Annotated in this window: 21 protein-coding genes and 2 pseudogenes; 9 read left to right on the forward strand and 14 right to left on the reverse strand. The window is 63.1% G+C overall.

Annotated features, from left to right (window positions below):
- A pseudogene (locus QR78_RS00660) lies at positions 1-392 on the forward strand (metallophosphoesterase); the annotation flags it as partial.
- A gap of 702 nt (positions 393-1,094) precedes the next feature.
- Positions 1,095-1,280: a hypothetical protein gene (locus tag QR78_RS34765; RefSeq protein WP_048425554.1), complete on the forward strand. Its 186-nt coding sequence runs from the start codon at positions 1,095-1,097 to the stop codon at positions 1,278-1,280.
- Positions 1,281-2,141: 861 nt separating this feature from the next.
- Here the strand turns inward: QR78_RS34765 and QR78_RS34770 are convergent.
- The gene (locus QR78_RS34770; protein WP_158003999.1) at positions 2,142-2,306 is read right to left on the reverse strand and encodes a hypothetical protein; all 165 of its coding nucleotides are present in this window, start codon (positions 2,304-2,306) and stop codon (positions 2,142-2,144) included.
- Positions 2,293-2,514, reverse strand: coding sequence for a hypothetical protein (locus QR78_RS00670; RefSeq protein ID WP_048425555.1), 222 nt, complete (start codon positions 2,512-2,514; stop codon positions 2,293-2,295). The genes QR78_RS34770 and QR78_RS00670 overlap by 14 nt, the downstream gene beginning before the upstream one ends.
- Positions 2,515-2,714: 200 nt before the next feature.
- Here QR78_RS00670 and QR78_RS00675 point away from each other — a divergent pair, with 200 nt between their 5' ends.
- The 4 genes from QR78_RS00675 to QR78_RS32265 all read left to right on the forward strand — a co-directional run bounded on the left by QR78_RS00675 (position 2,715) and on the right by QR78_RS32265 (position 4,525).
- Positions 2,715-3,365, forward strand: coding sequence for a ParA family protein (locus tag QR78_RS00675; RefSeq protein WP_048425556.1), 651 nt, complete (start codon positions 2,715-2,717; stop codon positions 3,363-3,365).
- A complete protein-coding gene (locus QR78_RS33730) occupies positions 3,343-3,651 on the forward strand; it encodes a hypothetical protein (RefSeq protein ID WP_125901188.1) in 309 nt (102 codons plus the stop codon). The genes QR78_RS00675 and QR78_RS33730 overlap by 23 nt, the downstream gene beginning before the upstream one ends.
- A 179-nt stretch (positions 3,652-3,830) precedes the next feature.
- On the forward strand, positions 3,831-4,193 hold the full coding sequence (locus QR78_RS00680) for a type II toxin-antitoxin system RelE/ParE family toxin (protein ID WP_048425557.1): 363 nt from the start codon (positions 3,831-3,833) through the stop codon (positions 4,191-4,193).
- On the forward strand, positions 4,190-4,525 hold the full coding sequence (locus QR78_RS32265) for an XRE family transcriptional regulator (protein ID WP_167349662.1): 336 nt from the start codon (positions 4,190-4,192) through the stop codon (positions 4,523-4,525). Before QR78_RS00680 ends, QR78_RS32265 begins: the two co-directional genes overlap by 4 nt.
- Positions 4,526-4,964: 439 nt before the next feature.
- Here QR78_RS32265 and QR78_RS33735 read toward each other — a convergent pair whose 3' ends face one another.
- From QR78_RS33735 to QR78_RS33740, 3 genes are all read right to left on the reverse strand, one after another.
- Positions 4,965-5,216 carry a hypothetical protein gene (locus QR78_RS33735; protein ID WP_125901190.1) on the reverse strand — a complete coding sequence of 84 codons (252 nt, stop codon included), beginning with the start codon at positions 5,214-5,216 and terminating at the stop codon, positions 4,965-4,967.
- 55 nt (positions 5,217-5,271) lie between these two features.
- Entirely contained in the window at positions 5,272-5,529 is a 258-nt protein-coding gene (locus QR78_RS32275) for a YegP family protein (RefSeq protein WP_342027904.1), read from the reverse strand.
- A 182-nt stretch (positions 5,530-5,711) separates the two neighbouring features.
- On the reverse strand, positions 5,712-6,152 hold the full coding sequence (locus QR78_RS33740; protein ID WP_125901192.1) for a hypothetical protein: 441 nt from the start codon (positions 6,150-6,152) through the stop codon (positions 5,712-5,714).
- 532 nt (positions 6,153-6,684) lie between these two features.
- Between QR78_RS33740 and QR78_RS00685 the strand changes: the two genes are divergently transcribed.
- Both QR78_RS00685 and QR78_RS00690 read left to right on the forward strand, forming a co-directional pair.
- Positions 6,685-6,885, forward strand: a complete 201-nt coding sequence (locus QR78_RS00685; protein WP_048425558.1) for a hypothetical protein — start codon at positions 6,685-6,687, stop codon at positions 6,883-6,885.
- 398 nt (positions 6,886-7,283) lie between these two features.
- Complete coding sequence (locus QR78_RS00690; RefSeq protein ID WP_425284168.1) at positions 7,284-7,883, forward strand: recombinase family protein; 600 nt, start codon at positions 7,284-7,286, stop codon at positions 7,881-7,883.
- A gap of 854 nt (positions 7,884-8,737) precedes the next feature.
- Here QR78_RS00690 and QR78_RS32285 read toward each other — a convergent pair.
- Positions 8,738-8,887, reverse strand: a complete 150-nt coding sequence (locus QR78_RS32285; RefSeq protein WP_244276497.1) for a helix-turn-helix domain-containing protein — start codon at positions 8,885-8,887, stop codon at positions 8,738-8,740.
- A 174-nt stretch (positions 8,888-9,061) separates the two neighbouring features.
- On the opposite strand from QR78_RS32285, the pseudogene QR78_RS36410 reads away from it, so the two are divergent.
- A pseudogene (locus QR78_RS36410) lies at positions 9,062-10,541 on the forward strand (methyl-accepting chemotaxis protein).
- A gap of 464 nt (positions 10,542-11,005) precedes the next feature.
- Here QR78_RS36410 and QR78_RS00700 read toward each other — a convergent pair.
- From QR78_RS00700 to QR78_RS00730, 8 genes are all read right to left on the reverse strand, one after another.
- The gene (locus QR78_RS00700; RefSeq protein ID WP_048425560.1) at positions 11,006-11,923 is read right to left on the reverse strand and encodes a cation diffusion facilitator family transporter; all 918 of its coding nucleotides are present in this window, start codon (positions 11,921-11,923) and stop codon (positions 11,006-11,008) included.
- Positions 11,924-11,969: 46 nt separating this feature from the next.
- The gene (locus QR78_RS00705) at positions 11,970-12,497 is read right to left on the reverse strand and encodes a threonyl-trna synthetase (RefSeq protein ID WP_244276494.1); all 528 of its coding nucleotides are present in this window, start codon (positions 12,495-12,497) and stop codon (positions 11,970-11,972) included.
- Positions 12,498-12,557: 60 nt separating this feature from the next.
- On the reverse strand, positions 12,558-13,139 hold the full coding sequence (locus QR78_RS00710; RefSeq protein ID WP_125901194.1) for a threonyl-trna synthetase: 582 nt from the start codon (positions 13,137-13,139) through the stop codon (positions 12,558-12,560).
- A 40-nt stretch (positions 13,140-13,179) separates the two neighbouring features.
- Positions 13,180-16,428 (reverse strand): efflux RND transporter permease subunit, encoded by a 3,249-nt coding sequence (locus tag QR78_RS00715; protein ID WP_048425562.1) that lies wholly within the window; start codon positions 16,426-16,428, stop codon positions 13,180-13,182.
- 11 nt (positions 16,429-16,439) lie between these two features.
- Positions 16,440-17,807, reverse strand: coding sequence for an efflux RND transporter periplasmic adaptor subunit (locus QR78_RS00720; protein WP_048425563.1), 1,368 nt, complete (start codon positions 17,805-17,807; stop codon positions 16,440-16,442).
- Positions 17,808-17,933: 126 nt separating this feature from the next.
- Positions 17,934-18,239, reverse strand: coding sequence for a hypothetical protein (locus tag QR78_RS00725; RefSeq protein ID WP_125901196.1), 306 nt, complete (start codon positions 18,237-18,239; stop codon positions 17,934-17,936).
- Between the two features lie 182 nt (positions 18,240-18,421).
- Positions 18,422-18,571, reverse strand: coding sequence for a hypothetical protein (locus QR78_RS34775; protein WP_158004000.1), 150 nt, complete (start codon positions 18,569-18,571; stop codon positions 18,422-18,424).
- Positions 18,572-18,594: 23 nt separating this feature from the next.
- Positions 18,595-18,849, reverse strand: a complete 255-nt coding sequence (locus QR78_RS00730; protein ID WP_048425565.1) for a hypothetical protein — start codon at positions 18,847-18,849, stop codon at positions 18,595-18,597.
- Positions 18,850-18,928 lie beyond the last annotated feature (79 nt).

An 18,928-nucleotide genomic window follows, 5' to 3' on the forward strand; every position in this document is an offset into this window, starting at 1 on the left:
CGACCGGCGAGCCGGTCGAGGTGGCGCACGAGGGCGGCAGTCACCTCCTGACCATCGGCGACGCCATGACCTTGCATCGCCGCGCTCGAACCGCGCTGGCTGCCCGGATCATGGACGATGACGGCGCCCTGCCCCTGGTGGTCGTGACCCACCACGCCCCCCACCCGGACTGCATCCATCCGGCCCAGCGCGGCACCTGGAATGCCGGGAACTCCGCCTCCGATCTCTCCGCCCTGACTGACTCCGGTCGGGCGGCTCTATGGGTGCACGGGCACGTGCACCACACGGTCGATTTGGTGCGTCCGAGCGGGACGCGCATTCTGTGCAATCCGGCCGGCGCCGGCTTTGCTAATCCGGCCTTCGCGGACGGCTTGGTGGTCGCGGTGGGCTGAGGCCGGACCGGATCCATCGCGAGCGAACGCGCGACCGCTTCTCAGCGCTGAAAGGCCGGGCAGCCGCCGCTGCGAGCCGGCTGGAAGCGTCGACTCGAGACGGTGCGTTCCGGCGTCACGGGAGAGCCATCCAACTTCGATATGGACAGCTGATCTCAGGCCGATTCTCCGGATTCGGATACGATTGGCGCCGCACGCTGCTCCGGTGGGACGGCCGGCTCTGACAGGCGCGAGCAGGGCCCGTTCGGTCGACCGAACGCAGCCTGCGACGTGCATGCTGAGGGTGCATGCCTTGGCGCTTACCACAGACCCGGCGCTGCGAATCTCAACCCTGCCAGGATGCGGTTCTGCCAGGCCTGCGACCCTGCCCCTCGGCAGAGCTTTGTGACGTTTCCGATGCTTCACGGCTCATGGGCATACGCCTCTACGCAGCCGCTCCAATGCGGCTTCGAGTCCTTCGCAGACCGCTGTCGGATTCCGCTGATCCCTCTCGCCCATAATCACACGGCTTCCGCCTAGGGATTGCTTTTGGGCGACTTGGGGTGTGGACATGGCCCTGGGGGCGACGGCGTTGGGCGCTGGCACCTGTTGGGGCTGGGGACGCGAGGGTACTGACCTGCGGGATGGCGCTGGCGCTCCACGGGCTGCCTGAGCGCGGGCATTCGCTGCCGTGAACGCGACAGCATACTCCTCCCCGAAACGGTGCAGGATCGCCCTGCGCTGAAGGCCGCCCTCCGTGCGCTGGTATTTCTTGCCTGCCTCGGGCTCGTACCGGGCCAGGAACCCCACCTCGACGAGGACCGCGAGGGCGCCACGCACCCGGGCTTCGCTGAGGCCGAGGGCTTCGTGCTCGGCCAGGGCCCTCCGGTCGACCGGGAGCGCGCATAACAGCCGCCTCGGGCTGCTCCAGAACCGGGCCAGAAACACCGCGAGAGTGAAGGCGGCATCCCGGTTCTTCCGGCCTTCCAACGCCGCGGATAGCCGATCCTTTATCCCGGCCGGCAGCCGGTACGGGCCGGCACTGTCGGGGCACCAAGGCGACGTATCACGGCGGGTTGGTCTCGGACCAAACCGGGATGTCTCCGGCTTGCCCGCGCCCCCGTTTCGGGGCGTGCGGTTCGCCGCCACCGCAGCCCCTCGGCGCGGCTCATCAGATCCCCTCGGGGCGGGCATTTCGCCGCCACCCCGGGCATAGGCGTGCGTCATCATTCGGCCCTCTCGGGCCGCGGTTCAGCATTCGGCGCCGCCGGTCGGGCGGTCCGTCCCAGGCAAGCCGAGCCCGTCTCCGAAAGCGACGCTTTCAGATTGACTCGCACAGCGATTTCGGGGGATGATCCGGCTTGTGAGTGCTGGATCGGCCCCCTCGGGGCTCTAGACCCTGGTGGCCCTGGCAGGCCTCCGGGGTCTTGCTTTTTCAGGTGGCTGCTGTCGCGGCGGTGATCCTGGTAGCGACTCGCGGGATGCGAGCCGCCTCAATCAGCCATTCGGCACGAACGGCAACGGTTCGTCAAACTTTGGCGAGATTGGCGCCTACCGAGGGGCGGGATAGGGCGCGCAGTGAGCACCCCGACCGTCGGCAGCGCCCACGTCCAGGGTGAGACCACGATCGCCGCCCACTGCCACGGCTGCCACCACACCGCGATCGTATCCACCGACCGCGGCCCGGCCGACCTGCCGATCCCCGATATCGCGCTCCGACTGCGCTTTTCGGCCTGCGGTACATCAGAGCCGACACGCTCGGGATCTCGCTCACCAGGCCTCGAACGCTGCGGCGTTGGCGCGGTAGGCCCGCACGGTGACGTTGGCCTTGCTGGCGCGCTGGTAAGCCTCGACGAGGGAGACGGTCTCGGCCGGGAGGCTCGTGACGGCGGCGCTGGCAGGTATCAGCTCGGCGAGGCCGTCACTGCTGTCCACGGCTGGCCTGCTCCGCGATTTCCTTGCACCAGCCGAACGGCGGCGTGACGCCCTTGAGCCTCATCCGGTCCCGCAGACAGGCGAGTACCTTCTGCCAGTGCTCAGGCGCGGCCTGAGCGAGCGGTCCGAAGCCGTGGTTGCGCGAGACCTCCTGCGCGATCTCGAGCCACTCGGTGGCCTGGAAGGTGTGCGGCTCGGTCTCCGACATGCCTGCTCCTGTGACTTTCGAGAACGACCATTCTTGAAAGCGGCGCTTGCCTACATACAAGTGTAACGTTAAACCATTTTGCTGTCATACTAGTGAACAGGCCTGCCGCTGCGCTGGTACGCTGGCTTAACGGTTCATTGTCATACCCGCGCACAAGGGTGATAGCGTAGCAGCATGCCAACGCATCAGTGTGAGCCGCCATGCGGGTCCTAAGCCTCGTCACCCAGAAGGGCGGCACCGGAAAGAGTGCCCTTGCCGTCAGCCTCGCCGTCATGGCCGAGCAGGCAGGCGAGCGGGTGTGCATCCTCGACCTCGACCCGCAGGGCACATCCGCGAGCTGGTACGAGACCCGCACGGCCGAGACACCGGCCGTCCTCGACCACAATCAGGCCGGCGCCGTCCCGGAGACCGTCGCCCGCCTGCGGGATGCCGGGTTCACCCTGGTCATCATCGACACGCCTGGCATCGATAGCCACGCGACCCGCGGCGCGATGCGCGAGGCGGATCTATGCCTGATCCCTGTTCGGCCGAGCGAGGCGGACGTGAAGGCCACGATGCCGACCGTGCGTGCTCTTGAGGGCATGGGACGGCCCTACGCGCTGGTCATCAACCAGGCGCCGACCAACAAGCAGGCCAGGGTGACGGCTGCCGTATCGGTCCGCTTGAGCACTCAAGGCATGGTACTGCCGGTGCCGATCGCATCGCGCATCGATCATCAGTACGCCTACGCCCTCGGGCAGGGCGTTCACGAGTACGACCCGAACGGCAAGGCTGCGGCCGAGATCGCCGAGGTGTGGGCTTGGTGCAGGAAGCGGATGGAGAGCGGCGATGGCGCCCCCGAAAAGAAATAGCGCGCTTGAGGCCCTGACTGGCGGCGCTCACAAGGCTGCCACGCCAGCGTCATCCGTTCAGGCCGAGGCCACGCTACCAGAGCCCGAGAAGGCCAGCGCCCCGCCCCACAAGCCCGCGAAGGACATCGCCAAGGTGATGCTCTACCTGCACCCGAAGGTGGCGCGGAAGTTCAAGGAGATCGCCTTCACCGAGGACCGGAAGGCGCACGACGTGTACCTCGACGCCCTCGACGCCTACCTCACGCAGCAGGGGCACGGTGGGCTTGAGGGCGTGAAGAAGCGCTAGCATGCTAGTGCGCTAGTGTACAATTATAATAGCGTACCAAGATATAAGTTTACTAGTAGACAAGCGCACTACAATGGTGCGCTTAGGAGCCGCATATCGGCGGCGACCCCTCGTCGACGGCGTGACGCCCAATCGGCCGGAGCCCTTGCAGTTATTCCATCCATGGAATATATCAGGGTGTGAGTTGGAATGTCGAATACACTGACGAGTTCGGTGCCTGGTTCGGCGACCTCAGCGAGGGCGTGCAGGATGACGTGGACCGCGTCGTAGGCTTGCTTGAGGCGAAGGGTCCTAGCCTGCCGTTCCCGTACTGCTCGGGCATCGAAGGCTCAAAGCACGACCATATGCGCGAACTCCGAGTTCAAAGCGGGGGGAGCCCTATTCGGATCTTCTATGCCTTCGACCCACGGCGCGCAGCGATCTTGCTGATCGGCGGCGACAAGACTGGCAACAATCGGTTCTACGACGAGATGATCCCTGTCGCAGACCGGCTCTACGACCTGTACCTCGACGAGATCAGACGGGAAGGATTGATCCCATGAGTGGGCATCGTTCGTTCGGCACCTTGAGGACCAAGATGTCGCCGGAGCGCCAAGCACGCAATGCAAAGGCCACTGCTCACCTACTTGAGGAGATGAGCCTGCAGGAGCTACGGCAGGCGAGAGCGCAATCACAGCAAGATTTAGCGCGAGAGATGAAGATAGGCCAGCCGGCAGTTGCGAAGCTAGAGCGACGGGCGGATATGTACGTCAGCAATCTACGCCGCTACGTCGAGGCTTTGGGCGGCACACTTGAGATAACTGCTAAATTTCCAGATAGCGGAAGCGTAAGCATCAAGAAATTTGGCGAGATTGCTGGCACCATACAGGAATAAAGATGACAATAGCGAAAATATACTTCATTTGGAAATTATAAAGCTGCTGCTTTCATAATGCTGACAGAATGGATAGTAATTATTATATCTATTTTTATCTGTCGGGCTTCCAGGTTTGCGAGATATAGATCTGGATTATATCTGCATTCAAATTTCATAAACAAATCTAATATTATAATATAAGCACCCAGAGAGACTGTCACTCTGGGTGCTGTATTATTTAATGCTGCGAGACCTACTTACGACCCGCACCATTCTTAGTAGGATCGACGAGTCGATATCCCATACCAGGCTTAGGGGTCGGGGGCAGGGGCTCGCGTCTTACAACAGTTCGCTCCACGCCGGTGTTGCCACCACGCGGACCGATCAATTCGTACTGACCAGAACGCGGTGCCGACGTGCCAGGCTTGAGAGGAGGTGCCATGACAAATTCTCCTGCTCAAGACAGCGTGGCGCGACGCCAGGGCAGCAGCCCCGGATCACGGTTGGAGAGCCAGCGAACGATATCGCGCCGACCGTAGGTTTCATGAGCACGTGAGCCCATGAGCGCGACGGGGACACCCAGCCTGTATGTCCAGGCACGCAGCGTGCGCTCGCGCTGTGTGGAGCAGTTAATTACCTGATCCGCCACGCACACAACCGCGAAGTTGATACCCTGCTGGCGGATCAGGGCGATGTCACAAGTCGACATGATGGTATTCCGCTATAGGTGAAGGGAACTTAGCCATATGGCTAAGCTGTACAAATCAGGCTGCCTGAGTGAGATGAGAGGGCATCCAGACTGGGCTGCTGTGGGAGCCCTGCATGATCTGAATGCTTCTTTCGCAATCAGATCGATGCTTGTATCCTTCACTGCTGACGGCGATCGCGTATCCATTGCTGGCGTGATACGTCCATCGCCATTCTTCGCGGTTGTCTTTGTACATCCAATATGATGGATATGGTCTATTGCTCATAACCAAGCCTTTGCACTGTTGCGAAAAGCCGGGCTTGACCTGAGGCATGCGAATGCCAATATAGCGCTCGCTGTGAACCAGCCTGTCCCGCGCCCGGCTGCTAGTCGTGCGGGTCGGAATTTCCGGGCCGTCGGGTGTACCAGACCCGACGGCCTTTCCATATCCGATGGTCAATCTCGTAGATCTAAACCAAGAGATCCTCCAGAGGACCAATCATCAGTTAGATCGGATCATTCATCGGTTAGATCCGTACGATATGGATCTTCGTGACGGGACGTTGCACCTCCGAAATCATCAGAAGTAGCAATCAGCATTCCGTTCACCAGATATCGTCCGTAACCGACGCGCTTGATGTGTCCTTTCTTAGCCAGATACCCTATAGCGTTGTATACTTCTTTCGAAGAAGCCTCCAAGCCTAGAACATCAATCTGCTGCTTTATTTCAGCAGCAGTCCACTCCTTTTGCTTTCCAATGAATTTGACGATGTTTCCGAGAACGTCGCCAGCCTTAGGAGTCGGGCTGAGAGCTGCAGAGAGCTCACGTGCAAGCTGTTCCTGCTCGTGCGGCTCAAGCGTCTGTATGAGCTTTCTGATTGCCTCCACGCGCTCTTCAGCTCGGCGCTCTTGAGCGCCAGGAACAGGCTTGGATGGCAGACTCACAACCTTGGACATGCGAGTCTTATCGCACGTCCCACTCTGGCTGTCGAATCCCGAATGTGCCACTGCGACATTTCTGACCATCACAGTCCAGATTGTGCAAGGCAAAAAGGTTATTAGGAGGCCAAAAAGCCGATCTCGGCTGTGGATAAATGTGGGGATCATTTCTCGCAGTCTGACAGGCAGACTCAGTCCGTCCTCAGCGCGTCAGAGGCATCCTGCGAAACGAGTCGTGCCAGCGCCAGCAAGGCCATATCGGTCACTTGGCCGGTCAATACGGGCAGCCGACCGTGAAGGGCGGAATGCCCGGCACCCGCGCCTTCCTCCCGTCGCGACCTCGTCGCCCTGAGGCGTGAGACGGACGACAGTGCATTCTCCGGCCATGGTCGTTGTCACGAGGTCAGATCATTTCAGACTCGCAATGTGGGCTCGCAGCGCGTCCCGCGTATCGCCGAGCGCCCAGAGGTCGAGCAACTCGGACGTGGCTGTTTGAGCGCGTCGCCGTGATGATCGCCCGTGTGCAGATCCAGGCGTGAGGCTCGAGCCAATGACCTCCCCCACTCGCCGCACCGCCCCCACTACCGCCCTGCAGACGTCCCAAGTTCGCACCCACTTCCCCGCACCTATCTACGGGCGCCACGCCCCCACGCTGCCGCCCGATGAGGCGGTGCTGGGCGAGCCCGAGGTCTGGGAGGCCGTGCAGCCGGTTCGGCCGGTACGCTCCACGTTCGCGTCCTGCGCTTCCTGAACGCTACCGGAGACCTACTGGCCGCCTTGATCCTCATCGGCGGCGTGAGCCTGATTGGCCTCGCCACACATCTCTGACGCCTTCCTCAATCGTACCCAGCACACTTATTTGCTAATTTACTAGTAAAAATGTAAACTAGTATAACATTCACTCTTAGGCTCCCCCGGCGCAACCCCGATGCGCCGCTACTATCCTGCGCGAGCGCCTTACCACCTTGAAGGGCTCGGCCACGAAGGTCACCAAGACGCCTGAGGGCCGGGAGATCGAGCCAAAACTCGGCTGCACGGAAAACATGTGTTTTCCGACAGAGGCCGCGGCAACCCGGCCGCACGCCAGCCCTCGAAGGGAAAAATGCGCGACAAACCCTGTCGGATTGATGTTATGTGCGGAAATAGGGTTTGAAGGGTTTTCCGTACATGCTGGTCGGGTACATGCGGGTGTCGACGGCCGACGAGCGCCAATCCGTCGATCTGCAGCGCGACGCGCTGATGGCCGCCGGTGTCGACGAGCGGCACTTCTACCAGGACCACGCCTCCGGCGCCCGGGACGACCGGCCTGGGCTGAAGGCCTGCCTCGCCTACCTCAAAGCGGGCGACACCCTCGTGGTGTGGAAGCTCGACCGGCTCGGCCGCAGCCTCCCGCACCTCTTGGAGGTCATGGGCGACCTGCGGAAGCGCGGCGTCGCCTTCCGCTCACTCACCGAGGCGATGGACAGCGGGACACCGCACGGCGAGCTGCTGTTCTCGCTGTTCGGGGCGCTTGCGCAGTTCGAACGGCAGCTCACCCGGGAGCGTGTGATCGCCGGACTCGCAGCAGCCAAGCGCCGAGGGCGCCGCGGCGGCCGACCAACGGCTATCGGCGGCGAGCAGCTCGAGCAAATCACGGCGGCCCTCGACGGCGGTGCCAGCAAGGCCTCGGTCTGTCGGTCGTTCAAGATCGCCCGCTCGACGCTGATCGACACGCTCGAGCGGACCGGGTGGCAGCGGCCGGCCAAGTGACCGGCGCTGGGGCTGCGCCGCTCTGTCCGCTTGGGTGATGTCCGTTTGAATGCCTGTCCGTTGGATCTTTCAACCCTTGCGGACGTATTTGGCGGCCGTAGCAGTGCTCGCTGCGGTATACCCCTATGGACGGCCGATAAAACAAATGATGGCGGCGTGCGACATACGAACGTCTGATACTCATGTCAGAAAAAAGATCTGGTGTGTGGGCTTTCTCGCTAAAGCAAACGGCTCGCCCCGTTATCGTGCCTGCGGTCGCGCAGGCCATCCGCCTTATCCTTACAGTTATATGGAACATCCTCAGCCTCAAACATAAGTGTGATTTTGGAAATGTCCATCTCTTGTGGTAATTGATAAGTGTCAGGACCGATTGTGCCACTCATTGTCAAAAGGGGAGGCTAGCATGCGAGCAAAAACTCTGTTTTTGACTTTTATTATGATAAGCACGCCCTGCATTGCACAGATTAAAGTCCAAACAGCAACATATGGAGAAAATTGCCCCAGCAATCCATCAGGAAACGCAACATCATCGGTTGGTAATGAGTGCAACGGCTCTATGAATTGCTCCTATACTGTGGACGTTGGAGAATTAGGCGACCCTTGTGAAATGGTCAAGAAAAATTTTATTGCACGATACACATGCATTGGCGCCGAAAAATTAAATGTTACTAAAATATCACCGGAAGCAGATGGGAAGACTGCATCGTTATCTTGTCGTTGATCAACTTTCGTGTTTAAACATAACTTGCTTTGTTACGTTACAAAAAACGAAGATATTTCGTTTTCCGTTAGGGTATGCCCCTATGGACGGCCGGAATACTGAACGGACCCCGGATCGCCGCGCCTACGACCCGCTATGTTTCGCAGGCTTGTAGATGCCCTTCCTCACTGCATGCCGTCCAGGGCGCGTCCCGCTCGATGTCGGAGAGGTGGCCCTGCGAGATGCCGAGCACCGCCGCCAGCGCAGCCCGAGTGCAGCCGTGATGCTTGCGGGCCGCGGTCACCAGCAAGCCGTACTCGGTCAGTAGTATGACGAACTAGTGCGGGGTGGAGACCTCTTCGGCCTACTGGCCTACTGGCCTAGGCCATGTATTCAATAACACGTTAAATTATTCTTAACTCGCAATCCTCAGCTTAGATTACAGCAAAACTGACGCACCTTACCTGAGATATATCAAATGATAAAGTTCGATGGTGAACTCAAGGCTAAGTTGAATGCGCTTGACGTCTCGCAAGCGTTGATCGAGTTCGACCTCGACGGCAAGGTCGTCACGGCCAACGCCAACTTCCTGGCAGCCCTGGGTTACCGGCTGGAGGAGATCCGTGGCAAGCACCACTCCATGTTCGTCGATCCTGCCGAGCGCGAGGGTCACGCATACCGCCAATTCTGGGACGCTCTGCGCCGCGGCGAGCATCAGGTCGCTGAGTACAAGCGCATCGGCAAGGGCGGCCGGGAGGTCTGGATCCAAGCTAGCTACAACCCGCTTGTGGGCCGTAACGGCAAACCCTACGGCGTGTTCAAGTGCGCGACCGACATCACCGCGCAGAAGCTGCGCAACGCCGACAATTAAGGCAAGCTCGACGCCCTTGACCGCTCGCAGGGCATCATCGAGTTCTCCCTCGACGGCACCATCATTACTGCAAACGCCAACTTCCTGGCGGTGGTCGGCTTTGGCCTCGACGAGGTGAAGGGCAAGCATCACTCGATGTTCGTTGGCGCTGCCGAGCGTGGGAGCGCCGCCTACCGCGCGTTCTGGGAGGCACTCGGTCGTGGCGAATTCCAGCAGGCCGAGTACAAGCGCATCGGCAAGGGCGGGCGAGAAGTCTACATCCAAGCCACCTATAACCCGGTGCGCGACGCCTCCGGGCGGCTGGTCAAGGTCGTCAAGTTCGCCACCGATACCACCAAGGCGGTCGAGGAACGACTGCGCCGGGCCGAACTCCACCGCAGCGTCGACCGCGACCTCGATGGCATCGCCACGTCGATTTCGCACGCTTCGCAGCAGGCAGTAGTGTGTGGCGAGCGCCGCCGAGCAGGCATCGGGCAATACGCAGAGCGTCGCCGCCGGCGCCGAGGAGCTAGCCTCATCGGTCGGCGAGATCGGTCGGCAGGTCAATCGGGCTCTACAGGTCACCGGGCGTGCCGTCGAGCAGGCCAATGCGACCTCGACCGTGGTCGCCGGGCTGGCCGCATCAGCACAGCGCATCGGCGACGTGGTCGCCTTGATCTCGGGCATCGCCTCGCAGACCAACCTCTTGGCGCTCAACGCTACCATCGAGGCGGCCCGAGCCGGAGAGGCCGGAAAGGGGTTCGCGGTCGTCGCCACCGAGGTGAAGCAGCTCGCCGCGCAGACAGCCCGAGCAACCGAGAGCATCAGCGGCCAGATTGCCGAGACGCAGACGGCGGCGAACCAAGCGGCGACCGCCATCTCGGGCATCGGCGAGACCATCGGCGAGGTCAACGACATCTCCTCGGCCATTTCGACGGCCGTCGAGCAGCAGGCCGCGGTTGCACAAGAGATGTCCGCCAACATGCAAGCCATGACGCAGGCGGTCTCCGAGATCAGCCGCAGCGTCGGCCTGATCGCCACCGCCACCCAAGAGGTCAATGCCTCGGCACGCTTGGTTCGCGAAGCGTCTCGCAACATGGTTGCCTGAGGATCGGCCGGCCGCACTGGATGAAGATGCTGTCCGTTACGGTATACCCGTGCGGACATGCCGGAGGCACACGGTTGTTTCAAAGGGGTCTTAGACGCTCACCCAAGGCGCGTTCCAATCTGTGGGCCACTCATGTAGACGCTTTCCCTTTGCTGGCCGCTGTGATCATTGTTAGGCATCTCACAAGAACTTATTGGAAAGAAGTCTTGCAAGACCCGATATCAATAGCCGTTCGAAACTCAGCTATCTTACTTGCATGATTTATTTGTAATAATATAATTATAAATCAAGAAATGTATCTCATACAATAAAAAATATTATGAATATAGAAATCATTATCATTATTGCACAAGTAAAAACCATATTTGCTTCCTGAAGAATGTGCCTACGAACTCGACGACGCCCTTTGGGGGCATGTTGTGTAGGATAATTTTGTCGAGCCAATTTCTTGCTAGCCATGGAATTTACACCGATGATTTGGCTGTTTCAGATGCAATATTTTCGTCTTCAACTTGAATTGTTAGATGATCAATATCGTATTGCGCCTTCACATCAGCACGAATTGCCCGTATCACGCGGGGGCCATCCGACACATCGTCGAGGATTACGTGGCAAGTCATCGCGTTGAAGCCTGAGGTCAGCGTCCAGGCATGCAGGTCGTAGGCGCGCCGTACGCCCGGCATTGCTTCGATCTTGGCTTTCAAGGCCGCGAGATCGACGCCTGGCGGTGTACCCTCCAAGAGGATGTGCAGCGCCTCGTTCAGGAGCTTCCAAGTACGTGGAATGATGAACAAGCCGATCCCGGCACCGATGAGAGGATCGACCCAGCGCCAGCCGGTCGCCATCACCACCAAGGCCGCGACGATGACGCCGACCGAGCCCAGCATGTCGGAGAAGACCTCGAAGTAGGCGCCCTTGACGTTGAGGCTCTCCGACGAGCCGCCTGCCAGCAGCTTCATGCTGACAAGGTTCACCCCGAGACCAATAAGTGCCACCAGCATCATCGGCCAGCCGAGGATTTCGTTCGGCTCGACGAAACGGCGGTAAGCCTCGTAGAGAATGTAGGCTGTCACACCGAGCAGCACGACGGCATTGGCCAGTGCCGCCAGGATTTCGAAGCGCATGTAGCCGAAGCTCTTCCCGGGTGTCGGCGCCTTTGCGGAGTAGTGGATGGCGAGCAACGCGAGGGCGAGGCCACCCGCATCGGTAACCATGTGGGCAGCGTCGGCCAGAAGCGCGAGGCTGCCGGTGAGGAGGCCCCCGATGACCTCGGCCAGCATGTAGGTCAGTGTCAGGGCTAGCGCCCAGGCGAGGCGGCTCTTGTTCCTCGCCGCGGCTGAGCCCGATGGGATGCCGCCGCCGTGCGCGTGTCCGTGTCCCATGATTGCTTTCAATCCCTGTGGTGATGGTCGAAGAAGCTGGTCGGTGTCAGGGACTGCCGGTCCCGATGAGATCAGCCATGTGCGTACCGGCCGGATGCCCGGTCTCGGCGTGGTGGGTCCCGGAGCACGCCGCGTAGCCAGGGCCGAATGCCGTCATGACCAGTTCGCGGTTTCCATCCGCAGCCTCCCGGCTTGCCAGGAGCGCGCGTCCGCCTGGCCAGACCTCCGAGTCGGCCGTTCCGCCGACACCGGGCTCCCCATAGCGGCGGACGCCCTCGGCATGGATGGCTCGACGTGTTCGCGCGAGGGCTTCTCCAGACATCGGCAGGCCGACCCAAACCACCTGCTGCAGCCCCTCGTCCCGGCAGATCACCAGGATCACCTCGGCCGTCGCCGGCCCGTTGGCCGGGTCCCAGCCGCGCGGGTAGAACAGCGCGGTCAGGTTCGCCTCGTGCTCGGCCTTGAGTGGAGGTGGCACTTTGGTGATCGGACCCCAGGCGAGGCCAAACGGCGCCCCGTCGACAGAAAGCTCGGCCGCAGTTGCCGCGTGCGTCAGGACGAGGGCGGTCGACACAATCGCCCATCCCGACACCCAGCGCCCGCGCCGATGTCCGTCTGCCATGGTATGATTGGCCTATCGTTGGCTCGGGTTCGGGAGCGATGCAGGAGCCTGGCTCCGGATGCGGGGCGGTCGCGATGCCAGAGGTTGGAAGAGCTCGGCCACATGGTCGACCGCAGAGTGGCCGGCCTCCTCGCGGTGACGGTCGGAGCAGCGGGAGAACCCGTCGCCCTCGCTCACCATGACGATCTGCTCACCCCGGCCGGGACTGTCGCGCACTCCGAGTAGGACACCCGTCGGCCAGATCACCGAACGCGGATAGGGGCCGGGCCGCGAAGCTCCATGCCCGCGGGCGCCATTCGCCAGGAGTTGCTCGTATAGGTCCACCCGTTCGGGAACCGAGAGGATTTGGCTGAACCAGATCACGCGCTGCAAGCCCTCGTCCCGGCAGACGTCGAGGACGACCTCCTGGGTGTCGGTGCCGGTGGCCGGGGGATGGCCGCGGAAGTAGATCATGGCCGTGACGTTGGCCTCCTGGTCCATCAGGGTCGGCCTGGGCATGTCCGTCTTCGATGCCCAGGCGAGGCCGAACGGTGCCTCGGCCACCGGTGCTCCGGCCGCTTCGACGCCAGCGGCCTGCAAGCCCACGGCGAGCATGACCGCTCCGACCACCCTCTCGTATCGCCTGCGCATCATCTCACTCCGCTGCTTTGAGGGGCCGCTGAGCCAGTTCGGGCGGGCGCTCGGCCGCCTTCGCGACCGTCACCTTGCCGAAGCGGGCGTAGAGCGCGGGCAGCACGATCAGCGTGAGCAGAGTGGCGCTGATCAGGCCGCCGATAACCACGGTCGCGAGAGGTCGCTGGATCTCCGCGCCGGTCTCCGTCGCGATGGCCATCGGCACGAAGCCGAGCGAGGCCACGAGCGCCGTCATCGCCACCGGTCGCAATCGAGTCATGGCGCCCTCGAGGATGGCTTCGCGCTTCGGGCGCCCCTCCGCTACGAGTTGCTTGATGAAGGTCAGCATCACGAGGCCGTTGAGCACCGCCACGCCCGACAGCGCAATGAACCCGACCGCAGCCGGAACCGAGACCGGCATGCCGCGCAGCCACAAGGCTGCGATGCCGCCGGTGAGGGCGAGGGGCACGGCACTGAACACCAGGAGCGCGTCGCGCGGCGAGCCCAGCGCCGAGTAGAGCAGCAGGAAGATCAGGAAGAAGCAGACCGGCACCACCACCATCAAGCGCCGCTTGGCTGAGGCGAGGTTCTCGAACTGACCGCCCCAGGTCACGTAGTAGCCGGGGGGAAGTTGCACCTGGCTGCCGACCTTGGCCTGCGCCTCCGCCACGAGCGAGCCGATGTCGCGACCACGCACGTTGGCGGTTACCACCACCCGCCGTTTGCCGTTCTCGCGGCTGATCTGGTTCGGCCCTTCGGTGACCGAAAAGCGCGCCACCTGCTTCAGCAGCACAGAGCTCGCCCGGCCATTCGCTCCCGCCGGCAGCGGCACCGGGATGTTCTCCAAGGCCTCGCGGTCCTCGCGCACCGTGTCGGTCAGGCGCACAACGATGGGAAAGCGCCGGTCCCCCTCGAACACGACGCCGGCATCGCGGCCGCCGATCGCCGCCCCGATGACCTCCTGGATGGCACTGGTGCTGAGGCCGTAGCGAGCGGCTTCCGCCTTGTCGATCTTGATCTCCAGGAACGGCAGGCCGGCAGTCTGCTCGACCTTCACGTCCTCGGCGCCCGTGATGCCTCGCAGCGCACCAGCTACTTGGTTGGCCGCTTTCAGCATCGGCTCGAACTCCTCGCCGAACACCTTGACGGCGAGGTCGCCGCGGGTGCCGGCGAGCAGCTCGTTGAAGCGCAGCTGGATCGGCTGGGAGAACTCGTACACGTTGCCGGCGAGCTTGCCGACCGCGGCCTCGATCTGCTCCTGCAGCTCGGCCTTGCTCAGGGACGGGTCCGGCCATTCGGCCTGGGGCTTGAGGATGACGAAGGTGTCGGACGAGTTCGGCGGCATCGGGTCGGAGGCGACCTCCGCCGTGCCGGTCTTCGAGAAGACGTAGGCCACCTGCGGAAACTTCGAGATCACCTGCTCGACCTTGAGCTGCATCGCCTGCGACTGGGTCAGGGAGGTCGAGGGGATGCGCGTTGCGTTGAGCGCGATGCTCTTCTCGTCGAGCTGAGGGATGAACTCGGTGCCGAGCCGCGTGAACAGCACGCCGGCTCCGACGAGGAGGAGCAGCGAGCCGCCGATGAACACGAACGGGGCCCGCACCGCCGCGGCCAGGACTGGCCGGTAGGTGGCCTTGAGCGACCGGATGATGAGATTGTCCTCCTCGGTCACCTTGCCGGTGATGGCGATGGCAATGAGCGCCGGCACGAAGGTCAGCGACAGGACGAAGGCCGCGGCGAGCGCGATGATGACGGTCAGCGCCATCGGCTCGAACATCTTGCCCTCGACCCCGGTGAAGGTCAGGAGCGGGACGTAGACCAGGATGATGATCGCCTGCCCGTAGAGCGAGGGCTTGATCATCTCCTCGGCCGAGGCCCGAACCGTCTGCAGGCGCTCCTCGGTGTCGAGCCCCCTGCCCAGTTCGTGCTGCTTCTCGGCAAGGTGACGCAGCGCGTTCTCGGTGATGATGACGGCGCCGTCGACGATCAATCCGAAATCCAGGGCGCCCAGGCTCATCAGGTTGGCCGAGATCTTCGCCTCGACCATGCCTGTCAGGGTCATCAGCATGGCGACTGGGATGACCAGCGCTGTGATGATCGCGGCGCGGATGTTTCCGAGCAGCAGGAACAGGATGACGATGACGAGGGCGGCACCCTCGGACAGGTTCTTGACCACCGTCTTCACGGTCGCCTCGACGAGGCGGGTGCGGTCGAGGATGGTCTGGACCTCGATCCCGGGCGGCAGCGAGGCACGGATCTGGTTCATCCGGGCATCGACCGCGGCGGCGACCGTGCGGCTGTTCTCGCCGATCAGCATCAGGGCGGTGCCGACGACGACCTCCTGCCCGTTCTCGCTGCCCGAGCCCGTGCGCAGGTCGCGCCCGATGCGCACCTCGGCGATGTCGCGGATGCGGATCGGCACGCCGCCGCGCGTCGCAACCACGACCTCGCCGATCTCCTCCATGCTCTCCAGTCGGCCGGCAGCGCGCACGACGTAGCCTTCGCCGTTGTCCTCCAGGTAGCGGGCGCCCTGGTTGGCGTTGTTCGCCTCCAGCGCCCGGGCGATGTCGCCGAACGACAGGTCGAGGGCGGCGAGCTTCGTCGGGTCGGGCTGGACGTGGTACTGCTTCTCGAAACCGCCGATACCGTCGATGCCGGCCACGCCCGGCACGGTCTTGATCTGTGGACGGATGATCCAGTCCTGGACGGTGCGCAGGTAGGCGGTCTGCTCCAACTCGGTCCTGAGCCGCTGCCCCTCGGGCGTCAGGTAGCTGCCGTCGGGTTGCCAGCCGGGCTTGCCGGTCTCGGAAACCTTGCGCTCACCGGGCTTCGCGTAGTGGACCGACCACATGTAGATCTCGCCCAGGCCCGTCGAGATCGGTCCCATGCTGGGTTCGGCACCGGGCGGCAGGTCCTGCTTCACCTGGGCGAGACGCTCGGCGACCTGCTGGCGGGCGAAGTAGATGTCGAGCTTCTCGGCGAAGACGGCGGTGACCTGCGAGAAGCCGTTGCGCGACAGCGAGCGGGTGTATTCCAGCCCCTTGATGCCGGCGAGCGCGGTCTCGACCGGGTAGGTGACCTGCTTCTCGATGTCGATCGGCGAGAGCGAGGGCGCGACCGTGTTGATCTGGACCTGGTTGTTGGTGATGTCCGGCACAGCGTCGATGGGGAGCTTCGTCACCGCGTAGCCGCCGAAGCCGGCGGCGAGCAGTGACAGCAGCAGAACGAGCCAGCGCTGGTGGACCGAGAAGTCGAGGATGCGACTGATCATGCCCAATCGCCTCAGTGCGCGTGATCGGCTTCGCTCTTTCCGAGCTCGGCCTTGAGGAGGAAGGTGTTGACGACGGCGATGTCCTCGCCCGGCTTCAGGCCGGAGGAGACCTCGAAGGCAGTGTCGTCGGAACGGCCGAGTTCGACCTCGCGCTTCTCGAAGCCTTCGTCCGTCCGCACGAAGACGACGCGCTTGCCCTCAATGGTCTGCAGCGCGGACTTCGGCACGCGGACGGGCACCTTGTCCCGGGAGATCTCAAGCTCGGCGTTGACATACGTGCCCGGCCGCCAAGCCATATCCTTGTTCGGCAAGGCGACGATGACGCGGGCCGAGCGGGTCTCGGGGTTGAGGAGGGGGCTGACGAAGATGACCTTGCCCTGCTCGTGGCGTTCGCCACCCTCCTGGCTCGGCGTCACTGTCACGGATGCGCCTTCCCGGACCTTGGCGAGGTCGGATGTCGACACCGAGAGCTCGATCCAGACGGTCGAGAGGTCGGCAACGGTGTAGAGGTCGGCGGGGTCGCCCTCCTTGCCCACCGAGGTGCCAACGTCGACCTTGCGCTCGACGATCCGTCCGGTCAGCGGCGCGCGCAGCTCGTACTGGCGCAGGGTGGAGGTGTTCGGAGTGGTCTCGTCCTGCTTGGCGAGCTTGGCTACCTCCGCCGCGTTGAGCCCGAGCGCCGACAGCTTCTGGCGGGCGAGGTCCTGCCGGAGCGTCGCCTCCGCGTACACGGCCTTGGCGTTGAGGTATGCGGACTCGGCCGAGATGCGCTTGTCCCAGAGAGCAGCCTGGCGGTCGAAGTTGGTCTTCTCCAGGTCGGCCTTCACCGCGGCGGTGAGATACTCGCTCTTGGCGTCGGCGACCTCGCGGCTGTCGAGGACGGCGACGACCTCACCCTTCTGCACGGCGTCGCCGAGACGCTTGCGCATCTCGGCCACGGTTCCGACGACCCGCGCCGGTACACGGGCGATCCGATCAGTATCAGGTGTGATGGTACCGGGGACGAGGATATGTCGGGAGATCGTCCCACCCTCGGTCCTGGACACCTTGATGTCCTGGTTCTCGACCTGCTCGGCGGTCATCTTGATATGACCCTCCTCGCCTTCGGCCTCGGAATGGGCGTGTTCGCCAGGGGCGTGGCCCTCGTCCTTTGTCTCCGGCTTGCCGTGATCATGGCCGCCGCCGGCGCCCCCACCTTGGGTCGGTCCAGCCGCGGGGAACGTCGTGGACGTAGCCGGGGCAGCGACCGACGCGGTCGGCTTGGATGGGTCGAGGCCGACCGAGGCGAGGATGCCTTGAACGAAGCCGGATACGGCGGGAACGGCCACCCCCACGAGGACGCCGGCGGCCACGAGGACCGCGATCAGGAGAATGCGCATGAGTGCCTGCTCGGCAGGGATCCGGAGACGATCGAACGTCCCGGTCGATCCCATCTGATGACGTAAGGGGCAGCCCCTCGGACCGTTCGGGCTGGGTGCGGACAAGCGCTCGTGCGCCGTGTCGCCTCAGGCGCGGGGCGGCCTAGGTAGGCGGTCCAAAGCGAGCGAGGGCGCCACTTCGCTCACGCGGGCGTAGCGCGGACGCGACGGTTCCAAGATCGGCGCAAGCACGATGGCATCCAGGATTGCGAGCACGTGGCAGCCACAGTGCAGATGCCCGACAAGCCCGGGGTCCTTGGCGTCCAACCCATTCGCGGCGACATCGAAGGAGGTCGCGAGCTCGATCCGGTTGTGGCCGTCGTGGAAGGCAATGTCTTCGGCAAGGCTGGATGCCGGCAGGTTGACAACGACCACCAGAGCGAGCGCGAGCATGCGGAGCGTGGTCGACCACCAGCCCGCCGTCACCCCAAAGACCCTATGGCGCCGTGCCGAGAACATTGCGTTCCTTATGTGCGGACAACGCCCCGATCTACAAGTCCGCGGCTGCGATGCCGCCCATGGCGATATCCCGATGTCGTCAAAGCCCGCCCCAGCGGGATGCTGGAGCGGGCCGTTCACGGTGCGTGAGATGGGGGAAGTTGCACCGTGAAGAGTGAGCCATGGGCATCCAGCGGCTCGGTTGCGAGCGCGTAGCTGATGCCTGCGGCGAGGAGTGTGAAGGCAATCAGCAGAGGCAACATCCGCATGGTGGTGTTCCCCTCCATCGAAGCGGCCTCATGCTTTTGCGTTACTTCTTGCCTTGGCTGTGTCCGTGGTTGTGGCCGTCCTTCTCGGAGTGGGCCGGTTTACCGTTAGGGCCCTTCTCCTGCGCTTCCCGCACCCGCGGGTCGTCGCGGTGAGCCGGGCCGCCCGAGACGGTGCCGGTGTTCGGAACCGCGCGCTCCGGGTTCGACGCGTTGCCGTGTCCGTCCACGGCAAAGGCGGGGGCCGTGGCCGCGGCCAGCAATCCCGTGGCAAGTGTGGCGGCCAGTATGCGGTTCATTGGTCCGTCCCCAGTTCTGGTGCGGCGGCGGCCGCGTCGAAGGATGATGTAGCCGAGCCGTTTGTCTCCCAGTCGCCGC

Source organism: Methylobacterium indicum (assembly GCF_001043895.1).
Classification (GTDB): Bacteria; Pseudomonadota; Alphaproteobacteria; order Rhizobiales; family Beijerinckiaceae; genus Methylobacterium; species Methylobacterium indicum.